This window comes from Ensifer sp. EB106-05-01-XG146 (genome assembly GCF_058791875.1).
On sequence record NZ_JBYTDX010000003.1, the window covers coordinates 1 to 18720 of the forward strand.

Here is an 18720-nt window from a genome sequence, read left to right on the forward strand (position 1 = left end):
ATGGCGATAGCTCAACGCGCAGAAAATGACGTTCAACTCAAGGAAGACGCAGCCGCAAAGATCTTGCGGCACGCCGGTCTTTTGTCGAACCAGCTGCAGCAACTGCGGACACGGATGTACCCGCCGAGGTCGGAAAAGGCCTTGAGGTCGTTTCTGACGAACGAAGTCTCGAAGCTGACGTCCATACCGGATTCGACCCTGAAGCTGATGTCATCGGAAGGGCGCGGGCCGACGCCGGGCCGCCTTGAGAACAACCATCGCGTCTACACGCTCGCACAGATCAACGAACTGCGAGAGCTGTTTGCCAAGCAGAAGCCTGCGGAAGCACTCCGCTTCCTGCCTCGCCGCCGACCGGGTGAGCACCTCCAGGTGCTGGCGATCGCGAACTTCAAGGGCGGCAGTGCCAAGACCACCACGTGTGTTCATCTGGCGCATTACCTTGCCCTCCATGGTTATCGCGTCCTCACACTCGATCTTGACCCCCAGGCATCGCTGTCTGCAATGTTCGGTGCGCAGCCGGAAATCGATGTCGGTGCGAACGAAACGATCTACGCAGCGCTTCGCTACGATGACGCCGAGCGGCGACCGATCAAGGACATCATTCGCAAAACCTATTTCGATGGCGTCGATCTCGTTCCGGGCAACCTTGAAGTCATGGAATACGAGCACGAAACGCCTCGTGTTCTGGCAAACAAGTCGAGCTCTGGCGCGATCTTTTTCGAGCGCCTGAAGCTTGCCTTGGCAGACGTCGAACAGGACTACGACGTCGTCATCCTGGACACCCCGCCCTCCCTTGGCTTCTTGACCTTAAGCGCGATCTATGCGGCAACCAGTATGGTCATCACGGTCCATCCTGCGATGCTGGACGTGGCATCCATGAGCCAGTTCTTGCTGATGATGGGCGATCTGATCAGCGTCTTGAATGAAAGCGGCGCCCAGCTCGACCAGGATTTCATTCGATATCTCGTGACACGGCATGACCCGAACGATGCGCCGCAATCGCAGGTCGTTGCGATGTTGCGACATATGTTCGGGACAGACGTCCTCTTGCCGACCGCCATCGAAAGCACGGCCGTCGAAGCCGCGGGCCTCGCCAAGCGCTCGATTTACGAGCTCGAAATGGGCCAGATTGGTCGTGACACCCATAAGCGCGCCCGTGAAGCAGTCGATTCGGTCAACGAGGCCATTATCCGCCTTATCAACGATAGCTGGGGGCGGACATGAGCAAGTCATCTCGCAAATCAATTGTCGCGAGCTTCGGTCTGCTGTCGCAAGAACTGGAGAACAAGCTCGCGGACGATCCGCAACCTGCGCCACCAGCCCCGTCGCCGCGCGTCGGGGCTGGCGTTGTCGGCGCGGCGCACCGCGCGATCGATGACATCAGGGCAGAGCGGGACCGTTTGAAGGCAATCGTCGAAGCCGGCGGCGGAACGGTCCTTGAGCTCGATCCCGCGCTGATCGATCCTTCCCCCTACCCGGACCGATTGTCGGATGATGACGGCAGCGATTTCGAGACGTTCAAACGCTCGATCGAGGCCGAGGGCCAAAAGGTCCCCATCCAGGTTCGGCAGCATCCCTCGTCTGCAGGGCGCTACCAGATTGTCTACGGTCACCGGCGTTGGCGTGCTGCCAAGGAACTTCTGCGGAACGTTCGCGCGCTCGAGGTCGACATCTCCGATCTCGATCTCGTCGTCGCACAAGGCATCGAGAACGCGAGCCGGCAAGATCTGACCTGGATCGAGCGCACATTGTTTGCATCGCGGATGGATGACGCCGGCATCAAGGCCCGCAACATCTATGCGGCACTGTCGATTGCGGATGCAGAACTTGCTCGAATGCGCGGCGTTTATCGAACGATCCCGGCAGACGTGATCGAAGCGATTGGACGTGCCCCCAAAGTGGGTCGGCCGCGCTGGATAGAGTTTGCAAGAACGATCGCAAGCGATCCTGGATCGCTTGAGGTGGTGCGGAAGGTGCTCTCGCATGCACGTGAACGCGGCTCCCTATCGGATCAACGCTTCCAGCGTGCTTTCGAGGCAATAAAGCCCTCGAGCCCTGCGCGGGAGGACAGCCGTGACCTTCTGGACCATGCAGGATCGAAGCTCGGCTCTTGGAAGATTTCGACCAAGGAGCTTCGGATTTCTGCAGATGGCCCGCTCGGTCAGGACTTCGTGAAGTTCGTCGGCGACGAATTGCCGGCTCTCATCGAACGCTTCTCGCGTGAGCGTCAAAGCTAGACGTTATAGACAAGCTGTCAGCTGGTCTATTCGACAAGGAAAATACGGAAAGGAATACCGCAAAAGAAAAAGGCCCCCTTAACGTTGCCGTCGTGGAAGCCTCTCTCATATCTGGACAATCTGAGAATCGCATTTCCACGAATCCCAGTCAAGAGTTTTTGGCACCGAATTGGGTGAGCGGACATCTTTTGCCTTCTGAAGGGTGAAGGAAGATGCAAAGTGGAAGTGTAACGACGCCTTTTGGGCGGCGGCCGATGACGCTTGCGCTGTTAAAGCGACAAAAAGCGTCCATCGAGATCCGGCCGAACAAATCGGCCGACAAATGGAAAGTGTTCCGGGATGCCTGTGAAGCCAGGGCGCATCTTGGGCTACAGGATCGTGCTCTTGCCGTCCTTGACGCGCTTTTGAGCTTCTATCCTGAGACTTATCTCCGACAGGGAGAGTCTCTCATCGTTTTTCCGTCGAATGCCCAACTGTCGGTGCGTGCGCACGGTATTGCCGGCGCGACGCTGCGGCGGCACCTGGCAGCGCTTGTTGATGCCGGACTGATCAATCGCAAAGACAGTGCGAACGGGAAGCGCTACGCCCGCAAGGACAGGGCTGGCGATGTTCAGGATGCTTTCGGTTTCGATCTTTCCCCACTTCTCGCCCGATCGGAGGAACTTGCGCAGTTGGCGCAGCAGGTGGCCGCCGAGCACGCCTTGCTTCGGAAAACCAAAGAAGCGCTCACGATCCGTAGACGCGACGCCCGCAAGCTCATCTCAGCAGCAATTGAAGAAGGGGCGAGCGGCGATTGGAGAAAGATCGAAGGTATTTATCAGGCTCTCGTTGCCCGGATACCGCGATCCCCAACCATCCATGACCTGACACCGATCCTCGACGAGATGGAACTACTTTGCTCGGAGATCGTCAATCAATTGGATATTTTGGATAATTCCGGAAGTTTGAGCAGCAATGATGCTCAAAATGAGCGCCACATACAGAATTCACATACCGAATCCTTATATGAACTTGAACCTAGCTCTGGAGAGGAGCTGGAGGCAAAATCCGAACCAGCAAAGCGGGTGGTGAACAAGCCGATCAAGGCTTTTCCGCTCAGCATGGTAATGCGAGCCTGCCCCGAGATCGCACTGTATGGCCAGGATGGAGCCATATCGAACTGGCGTGACCTGATGTCCGCTGCCATTGTGGTGCGTTCGATGTTGGGAGTGAGCCCGAACGCCTACCAGGACGCTTGCGATGTGATGGGACCTGAAAATGCAGCTGTTGCGGTTGCTTGCATCCTTGAGCGGGCAGGACACATCAATTCGGCCGGAGGTTACCTGCGCGACCTGACGACAAAGGCACGGCGTGGCGAATTCTCCCTCGGGCCGATGCTGATGGCTTTGTTGAGGGCGAATGGATGCTCGGAGCGGCGCCGTTGGTTAAACCCCGGGCTATCATCTGTCTCGATGTGAGATCGAAATCTGTCCGCGAAACGAGGCTGATTTATTCCGAGATCGAAACGGACCTGATGACGAGAAACGGCTTCTCCCTTGGTATGGTGAGCGCGATCTCAAATGGGGGGGCAATTCCAGCCTGGTGAGGTCAGCATCTGTCACTTAACTAGCTCGTTCGACCATTGGACATTGTGGGGTTCAGGCTCCATGGAGGCTGCTCGTGTCTAAGGTGAAAAGCGTGACTTTGTTGGTCGTTCGCCCCACCTTCCCTTTCACTGAGCTGGCTATCGATCCCATGCCAGGAAGTCGATACACAGATCGTAAGCATCTGCTGAACACAACCCGGTCCCGGTTCTTCTGATGGCGGTGTTCGTGTGGGCAGCGGGTGGGGCAAAGATCTATCGCCACGTTGACGGCAGAGTGGTGGCGTGAGCTCGGTTTGGGTTGCGGGCAAACCTGACCGGCGTTTATGGGCGTGTTCTCACCTGGGAGATTGTTTCTCTGCGCGACGTGAAGCATTCATCGGTGCCGTCTATTGACTGATGTCGTGGATGAAGCGGGGCTCCGGTTGAGCCGGTTGATCAGACTGGCCGTTGAGAAACCCTGACAGCTGTCAGGGTTTTTGAATGTGAACGTCCTCAACCGTGACGAAGTGCCGGACGCCTTGTGCATCAGATCGCAAGTTCCGGGGCACCTACTTAATGTGCTCCCCTGCACCGTTTGCCGCGTGAATTCCATCAAACCCTGACAGCTGTCAGGGTTTTGGGTTCTACGGTTCCATGGCTTGGACTGGTCACTGGGAGCTCCGTTGTGAGGCCGTCGCTGGCGAAACACTCGGCGCCTTGCGCAACGTCTTGCCGAAAAACACTGCGCGTCGGCGCAAATGGGAACGGTAGAACACCTTAAAGCCGAACAGCAGCCCGCCGCTGAGAGGGACCGCTTTTTGGATTTCTTTCAGCATGAGCGACCGGGGAACAACTGCGTGCGCGGGTGCAAAGGCATTGGGAAGCGCAGGTGATGAGGGCTTATAACAAGGCGCCGCGGAGCTTCTGGAAAGGCTACCTGAAACTATCGCCGGCTAGCCCCGTGGCGATGACACCGGCGGTGAGGGAAAAAAGAGGCCGGCTCGGGGATTAATGCGATCGCGCACCCGATCGACGATCATGGCAGGAAATGCACCTCGGGCTTCGAGTTCAATGAGAGCTTGGCTGCTGATCCCATTCGCCAAGAAGATTGGCATCGACCTCGCATACGACGCCCTTTGGGTCATAGGTAATTTTGACCGTGCCATTGAGTTCGGCGGCCAACAGGCTCTCAATGAGCCGGGATCCAAAACCTCTGCGGGTCGGTGGGGTCACAGGCGGGCCTCCGGTTTCCTCCCATCGCAGGAACAGTCTGGCGGTAGACTCGGTCCCGGCTTGTACTGTCCAAGCGATCGAGACGTGGCCCTGGTCGACCGCGAGTGCGCCGTATTTGGCTGCATTCGTGGCGAGTTCATGAAGCGCCAGGCAGATCGACACGACCGCCCTTGGAGGGACCTGGATTGAAGGACCGGTGACCGCAAATCGATCCGGAGAATAGGGTGAAATCGACTGTTCGACGATCGCCCGTAGTTCGGCCTGCTCCCATCTCCCGTGGGTCAAAAGATCATGAGCGCGTGCCATCGAAGATAGCCGCGCCTCGAATGAGCGCACGTCCGCGGCATCTATTTGGCCGTGGCCAAGCGTTTGGCGCGCGATCACAAGGACAGTCGCAAAAAGGTTCTTTACCCGATGGTTCAGTTCACCGACGAGGACGCTTTGTAGGCGTTCTGCGTCTTTTCGGGCCGAGATGTCATGCGCAATCTTCGATGCGCCGACGATCACGCCATAGGCGTCATAGATCGGTGAGACGCTGAGGAGGACAGGGACGCTTCGACCGTCCTTGTGGAGTCTTGCCGTTTCGTAGGGCTCGACCTTCAGGCCGGCGCTGACCTGGCGCAAAATTGCAGGCTCCTCACCCTGGCGGTCCTCAGGAACCAAGACCAGGACGGATCGGCCAATGACCTCGTCAGCCGTATATCCATAGAGCCGCTCGGCGCCAGTGTTCCAACTCGTGATTTTCATGCCAAGGTCAATGCCAAGGATGGCTTCGTTGGACGAAGCGATGATCGCGGCCAGGCGACGCTCGACGTCCTGAGCGCGCTTGCGTTCGGTAATGTCGACGATGATGGCGCTCGCTTGCTGGAAACCGCCATCTTTGTCGCGAAGCGCCGAAACCGAGTTCGCCACCCAGACCAAACTGCCATCTTTTCGCCGAAGACGGCTCTCCATCTCGAAACTCTGGCCGCGTTCAGCCACCGTTTTAAAGAGCCGGTCTGCCTCGTCGATGTCTCCGGCAATACAGATATCCCGCATTCGCATCGATAAGAGCTCGCTTTCGCTATAGCCGAGGATCTCGCAGAAGCGGTTGTTGACCAGGAGAAAGCGGCCCGTGAGGTCTGTCTGAACGATCCCTGCTGCGGACTGCGAAAAAATCGCCCTCAGTCGCTCTTCGCTCGCCTGCAATGCACTCTCGAATTTCACCCGGTCCGTTGTTTCGTTGACGATGCAAAGAACCCCACGAACGCGGCGTTCCTCGTCGCGGACGGGAGAATAGGAGATGTCGAAGTGGACTGTTTCCGGGTAGCCGTGGCGTTCGATATAGAAGGGACGGTCCTTCGCAAAGACCGTCTCCCCGCCGTCGAGGACACGTCGAAGCAGGGGCTCGAGATCACTCCAGAGTTCACCCCAGTTTTCTCGGGCAGGGCGTCCAAATGCGCGAGGGTGCTTGTCACCGATGGTGGGCGCATAGGCTTCGTTGTAAAGGGCGACGAATTCTTCGCCCCAAAACAGCACGATCTGGGCCTGCGCCGGCAGCAGAATATCCATTGCGGCGGTGAGACAGTTTGGCCAACGCTTCCTGGGGCCGAGAAGGCTGGCCTCCCAGTTGTAGGTTTCGATCAGGCGCTCAATTGTCCCAGCTGCTGTGAAATCGTTGATGCGCTTCAGGGCCAAACTCCTCACCGATATGGGCGTGCACTTCAACCTTTTGAGACGGTTGGGTCAACAAGCAAAGCGAGGGAACCTGCTGGTCACTTTGATTACGTTTCGGATCAGATCCGCGCCTGGAACGGCATGGACCGTACCCCGTGCTTTCGTGCTGGAACGGAGGTGGGCGCTGTTCGTGAACCGATGATCATTCATCAGACTGCGGGTGTGCCCGGATAACGAATGATCCCTGCGCTGCCGTGGCTGTCGGCGCTCTCAGACATTGTCCTGGCGGCGACTTGCTTGGCGACCGCGCCGCCCTGGGTAGGCCAGACGTTGTCCTTGTATGGCCGGAGCGTATCAGGAGGGATGGGAGGCGAGGGAATTGCCGCGGCACAGACCCAGCAAGGGGGCTCGCGCTAGTCTGTAAGTTCGGCATCGCGCAGACCGTCCACTCGATCACTGGCGGTTACGGAAGCAGAGCGGGTTCGGGAGTGAGTGTGTCACGTCAGCCAAGGGCTCGCCGTCGCAGAAATTCCGTAGGCAGAATGTCGGCAATCGCGCGCCTGATAGAATGTGCCTCAGCGGCGGATGAGGCCGAACCGGTGGGCCTCATCCAGCAAATCTCGGACGGAGGAGGGGATCCATTTTCTGCCGCCGCCCTTCGGCCGCTCTCCCAGTTTGTCCAGCTCGGCGGCAATTTCGCGAAGCGACAGATCGGGATCGGCGATCGCGATCGCCGCCACCAGTTGCATTAAATGGTCTTCGGGAGCGCGACGTGGGGATCGGGCGAGGAGATCATTTTCTGCGAGCTTTGCGCGGACCAGGCGATGCACGGCGCGACGAAGGCGTTCGACGGTCCAGTCCTGGCCACGTCGGTTGAGAACGCGAACGACATTATCCCAACTGTGCTGAGGCCTGAGTTGTCGCACCATCGGAAGCCACGCCTGTGCGGACGCGATCAGCTCTTCGAGATAGAGCTTCTCCCGCGCCTTTGAAACCGCCGCAATCGCCTCCGGCCGCCGTTCTCGAAGACCGGGGTTTCCAGGCAGCCTGCCCCGAGCCTTCGCGGCCTTGATGCCCGCTTTGGTTCGCTCGGCGTTCAGCGAACGCTCAAGCTTTTCGACGGCATCGAGGACCGCAAGGGAAAACATGCCTTGCGGAGTCGAGGTATCGATCGGATCTTGGATTGACCGAAAGTGCACCCCGCGATGTTGAAGATCCCGGATGACTTGCAGCAAATGGCTCACGGATCTGGCCAGGCGATCGAGACGGACGACGACGAGGACGTCTCCCGAGGTGAGCTCGCCCAGCAATTTGGTCAAGACAGGCCGAGCGCGCGAAACCCCGGTGCCATGTTCCTGATAGATCCGATCGCAGCCGGCGCCCCTCAGCTCGTCCAGCTGGGTATCGTTGGCTTGGTCATCCGTCGACATGCGGGCGTAACCGATTAGTCGCTGCAGGGGTTGGAAATCAGCTGTTTGTTGCTTCGCCATCGCGCCTTCGAACCGTCACTTCATTGAGGATAATAAAGTGTGTGAGAAACAGGTAAGTTGCAAGCGTGTTTTATAGTGAGAATGGGAGGCCATCAGACGCAATATAGAAGGGAGGATGGTAAGACGATCGTAAACGATAGCGAAAGGGCTCCAGTGGGCTTCTGGGGCGAAATCTCGATAATTGGCAGCTCCACAAGAGGTCGCAAGGCGTCGTAACTCATTGGAAGGAGAATATGGAGAATAATGCGAAGCGGATAGCGCACACACTGGACCCGCCCCTTCGGTCAGTCCATTCTATCTCGCAGGTGATTCTCCCCGTGCTGATCCGGGGACTGAGGCTTTGCGTTTTCGGAGCGGTCACTATCCATACCTGAAACCTATCGATAGTGATGCGCCACGGAAACGAGGGTCCGGATGACGGAAGCAAATGGTCTATTGGTTTCCGTTTGAGAAATTTAGGACGTTAATGCAGATGGTTAATGATCGGCTAAGATGGTCAAGTGCGATTCAATGGCGGGTTCAGACGAGGCAGGGTGTGGCTTTTGCTTTGTGATTTCAATGAAGTGCTCAGCGGTAAATACGACGCCGTACTTTCACCTAACGACTTCAAGGCCGAGCAAGGAGAGGGAGCTTTCAAAGTCAGGGTACGTTGGGGAAATTGCGCCGGAAGCGGCGGCTGACGTTGCGGTTTGAGCCTCGGGCTCAGAGAGATGACGGGGAGGGGGAGGTTACGGGCGTGGGGCGTGCAATGAGTCAACTGGCTCTTCCCCCTCATACCCGTGCACTTTGTAGTTCAGCGAAACGAGCCCGGTGTCGATCGAGATAGGGCGCATGTCCCAGAGCTAGTTGGACCTGCAGCGCTCTGTTGCCCGGATTGAGAATTGCTACGGCTGGAGCGCTGAGCCGCGACGAGAACGTCACGGCGCCGCTAGGGAGAATGGTCATCAAGTGCTTGTCGAAGGCAGCGTCCAAATGAGCCGCAAGCAGGATGCCGTTGTAAACGTCGAGCCTTTCGGCATCGGTGCTTTCCGACCAGGGTATGATGTGACTGGCGCGGAGTAAGGCCGCGTCCTGGACACCGGTGATAGGGCAACGACGATCCCAGTAGCTCTCCAATGCTTTCCGAAAGATGTCCTGGCCGATTCGCTGAACCACTAAGCGTTCGGCCTCGGTAGTCCTGGGCAAACCGTTCACTTCCAGTTCGAATGTCCTGAGTGGACTGTCAGGCAATGCCCCGCAAAGTTGGAAGGCGCGGCCAAGTATTCTATAGAGCTCGGTCTCGCCCGCCGCTCGCACGAATTGGTCATCGCCAGTAGAGAACTCTTGCCGCAAGACCGCCGCCACCAACGGAAGATCGACATCCAGTAAGAAGGCGCTCGCACCGGCTCCCTGGATTGAAATGGTGCCAGGCACAAGAGAACTGCCGACGGTCAGGTTACCTGCAGCCGCAGGCACGACCAACTCGAAGCCTTGCTGGGCAGCAACGTGCTCCGCGAGCAATCTATCCGATCGCGACAGCACTAGAGGTCCACCCGAAATAGGCGGTCTTCTTCAGGGGACCCTTGTAACTGCAGTCGCAACCAAGGCGCGTCGCGATATTTTTCGGGCGGTTCGGTCGTCGTGGTGATGATGTACTGAAACAGCGGCGACGGTCCGACGTCCTCTAGCGATTGCGCAAACCGGAAGATCTCTGAGTACAGCGATCTGCCAAGATCGGCCTCGCGCGGGCTGTCATGCAGGAGGAAATCAGGATGACGGGTCCTGCCTTCCATCGCGAGGGTAAGTACCGCAAGATCGAATAGCACGACCGTGAAGGAGGTAATGGCGGTTCCGTCCGCAGAGGCCTTCACTTGCAGGCCATTGCCGTCGAGTCGCACCGACGACCCGCCGTTGGTCTTCACAAGACGTGAGAAGATGGCGCTGAAGCGCTCTGACACCAAGTGCACGACGCCAGCACTCTGTTGGCGGTACTCAGCTAGGGACGTCGTCAATTCGTCCTGATCCTGCTCGAGATGTGCGACCTTCTTATCCAGCCGCTCGGCCTGTTCCAACTCCTGCCTGAGGTCTTGAACCATATCTGCGGCGCGTTCTGCCAGGCGTACCAATTCGGACCGATGGCTGGACTCAAGCTCCAAGCGTTCTTGCAAGTCGCGTAAACGGTCAGTGGTCTGAGCCGCGGTGGCGAGCTGATACTTCAGTCCGTCCTGCTGCCGACGAAGCGCGATAGCAGTCGCAGTCGCACTGTCTGCACGGCCCATGGCATCTGCAAGGGTGGCGGCCAAGGCGTCCAAGTCACACTGCGTCAACGCGATACCGCAGCCTTCAGCTCTAACCTTGTCGATTGCGACTTTGCAGACCGGGCATATGGGAGTAGAGGCCTTCACGTTCTGCGCAGAAAGTTCAGGGATCTCGCTACGGGCGACTTTCGCCTCGAGTTCATGCAATGCGATCTGAGCCTCGAGACTTCTGGCGGTTTCTTCAAGCCTGCCCCGCTCGGTGGCAGCGCGTTCAAATTCAGACCTGGCTGTTGGTTTCCGCGCGGAACTGAGCCGGTTTTTCCACCGAGAAGTGAGCCACCTCTGAGTATGGTTTTCTGATTGCGGATTTCGGATTAACGGGACAGCGATTCCGGTAAATCCCGGACAGTCGTTTCACTAAATCGCGGACAGTCTCGCGGGATCGACTTTCGTTCGCCTGGTTGATGTCATTTGTTATTGATTTCGGCGTTTCGCGTTTCGGTCAAGAGCGAGGTTTGCTTTTGCTTCCTCATGCTATCGCCTTCGAGCGCAATTCGGTGAGAGTTGTGAACGATGCGATCGAGGATGGCGTCAGCGATGGTTGGTTCGCCGATCATCTCGTGCCACTGCGCCACGGGGAGTTGGGCGGTGATCAGAGTTGATTTCCTGCGGTAGCGCTCTTCGAAGATTTCCAGGAGATCCAGCCGCTGCTGATCGCTGAGCGCATGGGTTCCCCAGTCATCCAAGATGAGCAGTTGAACACGTGCGAGCTTGTCGACCAATCGAGGGAACCGACCGTCGAGGCGCGCCAGTGCCAAATCCTCGAAGAGACGAGGCATTCGGACATAGAGAACGGAATAATCGAGGCGGGCTGCTTGCCGTCCGATGGCACAGGCAAGCCAGGTTTTGCCGGTTCCCGTTTGTCCGGTCAGGATCAAGTGCTCATGGGCTTTGAGCCATTCGCCTTGTGCCAGGGAGAGAAGCTGTCTGCGGTCAAGGCCGCGATGGGCGGCGAAGTCGATGTTCTCGATGCAAGCGTCGGGGAAGCGCAATTTGGCGATTGCAAGCCGGTTGGTCAGGCGCTTGTCACCGCGCACGGCCATCTCCCGGTCGAGCATCAGACCCAGCCATTCGTCGCGGTTGAGATCGCTGCCCTCGGGCTGATTGGCCAGTTCACGATAAGCTGCTGCCATGCCGGATAGACCGAGTGCGTGCATCTGGTCGAGGGTTGGATGTGTGAGCATTCAAGTGTCTTCCTTTCTTCACTGGTAATAGGAACTGCCGCGGATGTTGCCATGCGGCGGGGCTGGCTTGACCGGCTCGGCGGCTGGTGGAGCTTGATCGAGGCCGGATTTGAGGATGGTGCTGACGGAGGAATAGCTGGTCGCATTGATCGTCAGCGCCCGATCGCACGCGGCTTCAAGACGCTCAGGTCCGTACCGGCGCGCGAGTGATAGAACGCCTTGAGCGGCGCGGTATCCCTGCTGGGGATGGGGCCTGTCGCGCATCAGCCGTTCGATCAGGATCGCAGCGTTGCGGCCAATCTTTGCGGCCTGCTTGATCAGGCTCGCCGGGGTGGTGTTGGCATAGTGCTGATGCGTCTTGGGCATGTGTTCGTTGACGGTGACGTGACCAGCCCGCTGCGACGTCCGGCGGTGACTGGCGACGCGTTGGTGATCATGGAAGACCTCGACGATCCGGCTTGTGAGCCGGACATCGACCTGGCGGCCAATCAGGCGGTGCGGCACGGAGTAGAAGGCCTTATCGACCTCGACATGATAGTCGGGATGAACCTTTGCCGATTTCCATTCGGAATATTCGAATGGCGTTGCTGGCAAGGGGGCGAGCGCGTCGCGTTCGATCGCTTCGAAGAGTTGATGTCGGGATTTGCCAACACGCCGCATCGGCCGGTTATTGAGATCGTCGAGGAGCTGGCTGATCCGCACATTGAGATCAACGAGGCTGAAGAAGCGCTCATTCCTCAGTCGCGCCAGGATCCAGCGCTCAACGATCAGAACGCTGCCTTCGACCTTGGCTTTGTCCTTCGGCCGTTTTGGGCGGGTCGGCAGGATCGTCGTGTCGTAATGTTCGGCGAATGCTGCAAAAGTGGCGTTGATGGTCGGCTCGAACCACAAGGGCTTGGCAACGCCGGCCTTGAGGTTGTCGCAGACGATCGCTTTTGTTACGCCACCGAAGAAGCTCAAAGCCCGTTGCTGACCCTCGATCCAGTCTGGCAGCCGTTGAGTGAAGCTCGCATAGGCGAAGGTGTACAAAGAGGCCGGCAGAACCGCGACGAAGATCTGCGCCGGCCGGATCTCGCCCGTCGCCGGATCAATGACGGGGACGGTGTGACCAGCATAGTCGGTCTGCATCGCCGCGCCGGCGGTGTGGCGATTGCGGAAAGTGGCGCTGGCGCGCTGTTCGAAAGCGGCGAAGCGCTCACAGAACCAAGTGTATCCATAACCGTTCGGGTGCCGCTCGCGATATTCCTGCCACAACAGCGTCAGCGTCACGCCCTTTCGCTTCAGTTCACTGGCGATCTGGCTCCAGTCAGGCGCGTGCATATCCTGGGGCGGGCGGCCGCGACGATGGAACAGGCGACGCTGCAACACAGCGTCCTCGTCAAGGCCAGGCGGCAACGGCCAGCCCGTCAGCCCGGCCTCACGCGCCCGCAGCAGGTAGGTCGAAATGGTCGTTTTGCTGATCTTCAGCCGTTCCGATATCGCACGAACCGAAAGCCCCTGTTCGTGCGTCAGTCGCAATATCGATCGAATGTCCTTCACGTCAGTAAGTCTCGCCTGCTTCCGTTTCGCCATTCCCCGCACCCCTCTCAAATCGGGGTCCAGAATGGCAAAACGGCGCGTGCGAAAGTCGATGTTTTAATCGCCGAAAGACTGTCCGGGATTTACCGGAATCGCTGTCCGGGAATTAGCGGAAATGCTGTCCCGGATTTAGTGAAATCGCTGTCCGGGATTTAATGGAAACCCTGTCCGCGAATTACCGAAACCCGCATTCTGATCAGGGTTTGGTCAAGGGATTGGCTTTTTCTCCTCTCTTCTGGGCCGCAGCGGCCGAGCTGGCTTTGAAGCGGAAGCTGTCGTTGCCGGTTTCCAGGATGTGACAACGATGGGTCAGACGATCGAGGAGAGCGGTCGTCATCTTGGCGTCGCCGAAGACCGTGGCCCATTCGCTGAAGCTGAGGTTGGTGGTGATCACCACGCTGGTCCGCTCGTAGAGCTTGCTCAGCAGGTGGAAGAGTAATGCGCCGCCGGAGGCGCTGAACGGCAGGTATCCCAACTCGTCCAGGATCAGCACGTCGAGCCTGACCAACGTCTCTGCGATCTGGCCCGCCTTGCCCTTGGCCTTTTCCTGCTCGAGCGCGTTGACCAATTCGATGGTCGAGAAGAAGCGGACCTTTCGGCGATGATGCTCGATCGCCTGAATGCCGAGTGCTGTCGCGACATGTGTTTTGCCTGTGCCCGGCCCGCCGACGAGCACGATATTCTGCGCTCCGTCCATGAACTCGCATCGGTGCAACTGGCGCACGGTCGCTTCGTTGATCTCGCTGGCGGCGAAGTCGAAGCCGGAGAGGTCCTTGTAGGCCGGGAAGCGGGCAGCCTTCATGTGATAGGCGATGGATCGAACCTCGCGCTCGGCCATTTCGGCTTTCAGCAACTGGGACAGGATCGGCACGGCCGCGTCGAAGGCCGGAGCCCCTTGCTCGATCAGGTCCGTGACGGCCTGGGCCATGCCATACATCTTCAGGCTGCGCAGCATGATGACGACGGCCGCGCTGGCAGGATCATGACGCATGGCGACCTCCTACGATCCGGACGCGCAAGCCGTCGTAGCGTTCGACATTGGCCTTGGGTTCACGCAGCAAGGTCAGCGCCTGTGGCGTATCGATGTCCGGGCCGTCGGTCGTCTTGCCGTCGATCAGCCGGTGCAGAAGATTCAACACGTGCGTCTTGGTCGCCACGCCCGCATCCAGAGCCAGTTCCACAGCCCTGACGACGACCTGTTCGTCGTGATGAAGCACAAGCGCGAGGATATCGACCATCTCACGGTCACCGCCAGGGCGGCGAAGCATCTGGTCCTGGAATTGCCGAAAGGCCAACGGCAATTCCAGGAAGGGCGCACCATTGCGCAAGGCACCGGGCTTGCGCTGGATGACCGCAAGGTAATGCCGCCAGTCGTAAATCGTTCGCGGCGGTTTGTCGTGGCTGCGCTCAATGACCCGCGCATGTTCGCATAGGATATTGCCCTCGGCCGCAACGACCAGCCGCTCAGGGTAAATCCGCAGGCTGACGGGCCGGTTCGCAAAGGATGCAGGCACACTGTAGCGGTTCCGTTCGAAGGTAATGAGGCATGTCGGTGAGACGCGTTTGCTTTGCTCGACGAAGCCGTCAAAAGCGCTAGGCAACGCCATCAACGCGGCCTGCTCTGCGACCCAAATGTCGGCGATCGTGCCAGGCAAGGTGCCGTGCGATGTCTCCCGCCACAGGTTCTGGCAATGCTGTTCCAGCCAGGCATTCAATGCCGCCAAATCTGGGAAGTCCGGCATCTGTTGCCACAGCCGTGGACGGGCATCCTGGACGTTCTTCTCGACCTGACCCTTCTCCCAGCCTGCCGCCGGATTGCAGAACTCGGGTTCGAAGACGTAGTGGTTCGTCATCGCCAGGAAGCGGATGTTGACCTGCCGCTCCTTGCCCCGTCCCACGCGATCGACCGCCGTCTTCATGTTGTCATAGATGCCGCGACCAGGCACGCCGCCGAACACCCGGAAGCCGTGCCAGTGGGCATCGAACAGCATCTCATGCGTCTGCAGTAAGTAGGCTCTGAGCAGAAAAGCACGGCTGTGCGACAGCTTGATGTGCGCGACCTGAAGCTTCACGCGCTCTCCGCCTATGACGGCATAGTCCTCGCTCCAATCGAACTGGAATGCCTCACCTGGGCGGAAAGACAGCGGAACGAATATGCCGCGGCCCGTCGTCTGCTGCTCACGCTGCCGATCAGCCCGCCAATCACGGGCGAAAGCGGCCACCCGGCCATAAGAGCCGGCAAAGCCAAGAGCCACCAGATCGGCGTGAACCTGCTTCAACGTTCGACGCTGCTTGCGCGACTTCCCGGCCTCGGTCTTCAGCCAGCCGGCCAGTTTATCGGCAAAAGGATCGAGCTTGCTTGGTCGCTCTGGTATCGCGAACTTCGGTTCGATCGTGCCAGCGCTCAAGTACTTCGCGATCGTGTTGCGCGACAATCCGGTTCGTCGGCTGATCTCGCGAACCGACAGCTTCTCGCGCAGTGCCATCCGACGGATGATGTTTAAAAGTCCCATGTGGATCACTCCGTTGCCCCCGTCGCTCACCGCGTTGAGGGGAAGGTTCACATGGCTCAATTCTCAATGGAAATTATGCGCCTAACCGGCTCAGTTCCGCGCGGAAACCAACAGCCGCGCGTCAAAAACACAGCAAGGCAAAAGTCGAGGCATTGCGTGTCTGGGCCGAAGCGCAATTGACCCGCATTCCGGGCAAGGGCGATCTGGCACGAGCCTTCCGGTACGGCCTGAGCCGCTGGTCGTCATTCTGCCTGTTCCTGGAAGACGGTCGTGTCGCAATGGACAACAATGCCGCCGAGCGGGCGCTGCGCCCGATTGGAATCGGAAGAAAGAATTGGCTTTTTGCTGGCGCTGACACCGGCGCGGAGACCTTGGCGCGCGCCATGACGATCATCGAGACGGCCAAGATGAATGGCCTCGATCCACAGGCCTATCTGGCCGATGTGCTCGACCGTATCCACGATCATAAGATCAATCGCCTCGACGAACTGCTCCCCTGGAATTGGTCACCCGTGGCCGTCATCTGCGCCGAGGCGGCCTGATGGCAACAGTCACTTATGTCCGCACCATCAAATATGTCGCCGAAATTCTTGGCGAGGATCCAGAGCTTCTTCGGGCGATCGTCAGCAACGATGACAACCTGACCTACGGCAGTATCATCAGTGTCTACAACAGCGAGGACGAATCCGTCATCGCACTGACAGACGACGGCATGGAGGAGCTGGAACAAATGCTCTCCTATGCTCGCCGCTCAACTCAGGAATGGAACGACTTCCTCGACAGCTTTGTCGACGACGAAGAACTTATCGCCCGCATCAAAGCAAAATCTCCGCGGTAACAATCGGGCGGTTACGAAAATCTCGTCATCGTTGGTTTTGCCCCATCGCAATCCAAGTCAAGCAAAAAAACGTAGTCGCCCACATAGGGGACATTGGCGTCACAATCCGACGATATCGACTCTATTTTAGAACATTTATGGCGCGTGCGTCGGCACGTAAAGTACGGCGAGCATGTTTGTAGCGCCAGCCCCAACAAACCTGCGAACTTGGCGTCACCCACCTGTCGGGCGCGAGCAGCTTCGGGTAGAACTCGGAAGTCTAATAACATTGGCACGCGCTGGGTCACGCGACCACCGCCAGTCCCATCCTTACGGTGGTGAACTTGCGCAGCCTTGCCGCTGCGATGTCGCCAACCAAGCTTGCGCAAGGTCTTTCGGAAGCGGTTGCGACGCGGCAAGCGGAGGCAGTTCAACAAGCACGCTACAATTGGCCGCGTCACAGTCAATCGAGCGAACTTTCGTCAGTCCGCCGATCCCGTTCGATCCAACGCAGATCTGAACGTCAGTTCCGACGTCGATCCCTGCATTAGTCCGCGCCGCGGCCGGCACATTGATTACCGCGGCGATTATGTTCGCAATTGGCGGCGGTTGTGACTGTTTGCTCACATCCAGGCCGGAGATTGGGTCGCCGCGCTTAACATCCTGGTTGAGGTAGGTGCCGAGCAGGCCGTCTATTCCAGTTGTTGTGAGATCGCCGCTGGCGAGCCGTTGATTTCGCGCCATATCCCGTGCCGCAGTTGGCGCGGGGGGCTGAGACCGGTAGAAAAACAAAATGCACACAATGAGGATCGTAAAGACGTAGGCGATGGGAACGGCATACCGAGATAACTGGGCGGCGCGAAGGGCTTGATCAAGCTTAGCTTGTTCCGTCATGTGCGGCTCTCTTGGTAAGAGATTGGCTCTTTAACCGAAAGCGCTAGGAAACGTTCAAGCTGCAGCCACGCAGCCGCTTCATCCGTTGTCGCTTTCGGGAGTGTGAGGTGTAATGCGTCAAATAGATCGAAACGGCTCAGATCAATTGCTGCTCTTATCAAACCAGCGTACGCGGTGAAGCTTTCGCGGGTCATCCACATCCATAAGGAAAGCAACAACGGGCAGAGGATGATAACTGCAACAAGCAGAGCGAACGAAGTGCCACATACAGCGAGAATAGCCAGCCAAACCGCCATGAAGGCGATGGTTAGCACGAGGCAGAGAATTGAGAAATCCACCTGGACCTCAGCGGCATCAAGCCTGTTTCTCAGTTGGTCGTTTTTTATAACCAATTGTAGACGGGGCCAAAAAAGATCGAAGTCGAAACCGTAGCGACTCTGGGCGTAGTTGCGCAGCGCGGCGGTGTCGTTTCCCAGCCGTGTCGGCGTTAGTTCGGCCTCAGCGTAGAGCTTGTCATAACGTTCAAGTACTTTCGCCTCGCGCGACCGCGCGACATCGATCGCGTAGGGCGCAAGCTTCTTGGCCATCTCCTCATGCAGTCGTCCAAGTGTTTCAGACTGCGTCCTTTCTTCGATTGTAGCGCCTACGGCGAGCGAGCTTGGATCGGCGCAGTTGCTATGGAGCGCAGCTGCCAAAGCATCCGCTGCAGCGTTGAGATCGGCGGCTGCGATGTGGCGATTAAGTGCGCGCAGTGCTCGCAGCTTTTGCAGATGCTCGGCCGCTGCGGAAATCAGTCTCGGCCTTTCCATAATTTGACGAGCTTCGCCACGGTTGCGCTCATCAGAAAGCCTTCGTCTCAATTCTTCCGTCGACGGCAGCGCTGCGCGATCGGTGAAAAGGCGATCTTTGCTTTCGACCAGTCGGTCACGTTCGCTGATATGAAAGATCAACAGCGGCTCGGCTAGCCAGAGAGGTAGGTCTTGGCCCTCCAAGATGCGACGAACTGGCTGTGTTGCTGGCGAAAGGGTGAAGGCGGCAACTGCAACGATGGCGAGAAAGATCGCAAGATCCAACAATTTGTCACCGGAACCCAAGCCTTCATATTCGCCGAGCAGGAATCTTCGAACGGAGGGAAATTCGACCGACGCCGCAGTCAAGTTGGCGACGGCAAAGAGTAACCATGGAAAATAGCGCGCCAGGAGAAACGACCGACCAAGCCAGATATCGATCTTCTCCAGAACAGGCCCGAACATGACC

General features: G+C 58.3%; 14 protein-coding genes and 1 pseudogene. 5 read left to right on the forward strand and 10 right to left on the reverse strand.

Features of this window, described 5'->3' with window-relative positions:
* The 3 genes from repA to repC all read left to right on the forward strand — a co-directional run.
* Positions 1–1224: plasmid partitioning protein RepA (repA, locus tag AC3WVQ_RS28575; RefSeq protein WP_034796864.1), on the forward strand; the 1224-nt coding region annotated here is incomplete at its 5' end.
* The gene (gene repB / locus AC3WVQ_RS28580) at positions 1221–2237 is read left to right on the forward strand and encodes a plasmid partitioning protein RepB (RefSeq protein ID WP_060520071.1); all 1017 of its coding nucleotides are present in this window, start codon (positions 1221–1223) and stop codon (positions 2235–2237) included. The genes repA and repB, both read left to right, overlap by 4 nt.
* A 212-nt stretch (positions 2238–2449) precedes the next feature.
* Entirely contained in the window at positions 2450–3694 is a 1245-nt protein-coding gene (gene repC, locus AC3WVQ_RS28585; RefSeq protein WP_492383314.1) for a plasmid replication protein RepC, read from the forward strand.
* A gap of 1175 nt (positions 3695–4869) precedes the next feature.
* On the opposite strand, the gene AC3WVQ_RS28590 is transcribed toward repC, so the two are convergent.
* The 8 genes from AC3WVQ_RS28590 to istA (AC3WVQ_RS28625) form a co-directional block, all read right to left on the reverse strand.
* Positions 4870–6705, reverse strand: coding sequence for a PAS domain S-box protein (locus tag AC3WVQ_RS28590; protein WP_492383559.1), 1836 nt, complete (start codon positions 6703–6705; stop codon positions 4870–4872).
* 560 nt (positions 6706–7265) lie between these two features.
* Positions 7266–8180: a recombinase family protein gene (locus AC3WVQ_RS28595; protein ID WP_060520067.1), complete on the reverse strand. Its 915-nt coding sequence runs from the start codon at positions 8178–8180 to the stop codon at positions 7266–7268.
* A 771-nt stretch (positions 8181–8951) separates the two neighbouring features.
* Complete coding sequence (locus tag AC3WVQ_RS28600) at positions 8952–9680, reverse strand: HNH endonuclease (protein WP_492383315.1); 729 nt, start codon at positions 9678–9680, stop codon at positions 8952–8954.
* Between the two features lie 20 nt (positions 9681–9700).
* Positions 9701–10624: a DUF2326 domain-containing protein gene (locus tag AC3WVQ_RS28605; RefSeq protein ID WP_492383316.1), complete on the reverse strand. Its 924-nt coding sequence runs from the start codon at positions 10622–10624 to the stop codon at positions 9701–9703.
* Between the two features lie 260 nt (positions 10625–10884).
* The gene (gene istB / locus AC3WVQ_RS28610; RefSeq protein ID WP_060521043.1) at positions 10885–11661 is read right to left on the reverse strand and encodes an IS21-like element helper ATPase IstB; all 777 of its coding nucleotides are present in this window, start codon (positions 11659–11661) and stop codon (positions 10885–10887) included.
* 18 nt (positions 11662–11679) lie between these two features.
* On the reverse strand, positions 11680–13233 hold the full coding sequence (gene istA / locus AC3WVQ_RS28615) for an IS21 family transposase (protein ID WP_492382697.1): 1554 nt from the start codon (positions 13231–13233) through the stop codon (positions 11680–11682).
* A 202-nt stretch (positions 13234–13435) separates the two neighbouring features.
* Complete coding sequence (istB, locus tag AC3WVQ_RS28620; protein ID WP_192445786.1) at positions 13436–14230, reverse strand: IS21-like element helper ATPase IstB; 795 nt, start codon at positions 14228–14230, stop codon at positions 13436–13438.
* On the reverse strand, positions 14220–15752 hold the full coding sequence (gene istA, locus AC3WVQ_RS28625; protein WP_112977380.1) for an IS21 family transposase: 1533 nt from the start codon (positions 15750–15752) through the stop codon (positions 14220–14222). Before istA (AC3WVQ_RS28625) ends, istB (AC3WVQ_RS28620) begins: the two co-directional genes overlap by 11 nt.
* Positions 15753–15865: 113 nt before the next feature.
* Between istA (AC3WVQ_RS28625) and AC3WVQ_RS28630 the strand changes: the two are divergent.
* Together AC3WVQ_RS28630 and AC3WVQ_RS28635 are read left to right on the forward strand one after the other, a co-directional pair.
* Positions 15866–16294 (forward strand): annotated as a pseudogene (locus AC3WVQ_RS28630) (IS66 family transposase); the annotation flags it as partial.
* Complete coding sequence (locus AC3WVQ_RS28635; RefSeq protein WP_492383317.1) at positions 16294–16590, forward strand: hypothetical protein; 297 nt, start codon at positions 16294–16296, stop codon at positions 16588–16590. The pseudogene AC3WVQ_RS28630 and the gene AC3WVQ_RS28635, both read left to right, overlap by 1 nt.
* Before the next feature lie 309 nt (positions 16591–16899).
* Here AC3WVQ_RS28635 and AC3WVQ_RS28640 read toward each other — a convergent pair whose 3' ends face one another.
* Together AC3WVQ_RS28640 and AC3WVQ_RS28645 are read right to left on the reverse strand one after the other, a co-directional pair.
* A complete protein-coding gene (locus AC3WVQ_RS28640; RefSeq protein ID WP_492383318.1) occupies positions 16900–17463 on the reverse strand; it encodes a hypothetical protein in 564 nt (187 codons plus the stop codon).
* Positions 17460–18716 carry a hypothetical protein gene (locus AC3WVQ_RS28645; protein WP_492383319.1) on the reverse strand — a complete coding sequence of 419 codons (1257 nt, stop codon included), beginning with the start codon at positions 18714–18716 and terminating at the stop codon, positions 17460–17462. Before AC3WVQ_RS28645 ends, AC3WVQ_RS28640 begins: the two co-directional genes overlap by 4 nt.
* Positions 18717–18720 lie beyond the last annotated feature (4 nt).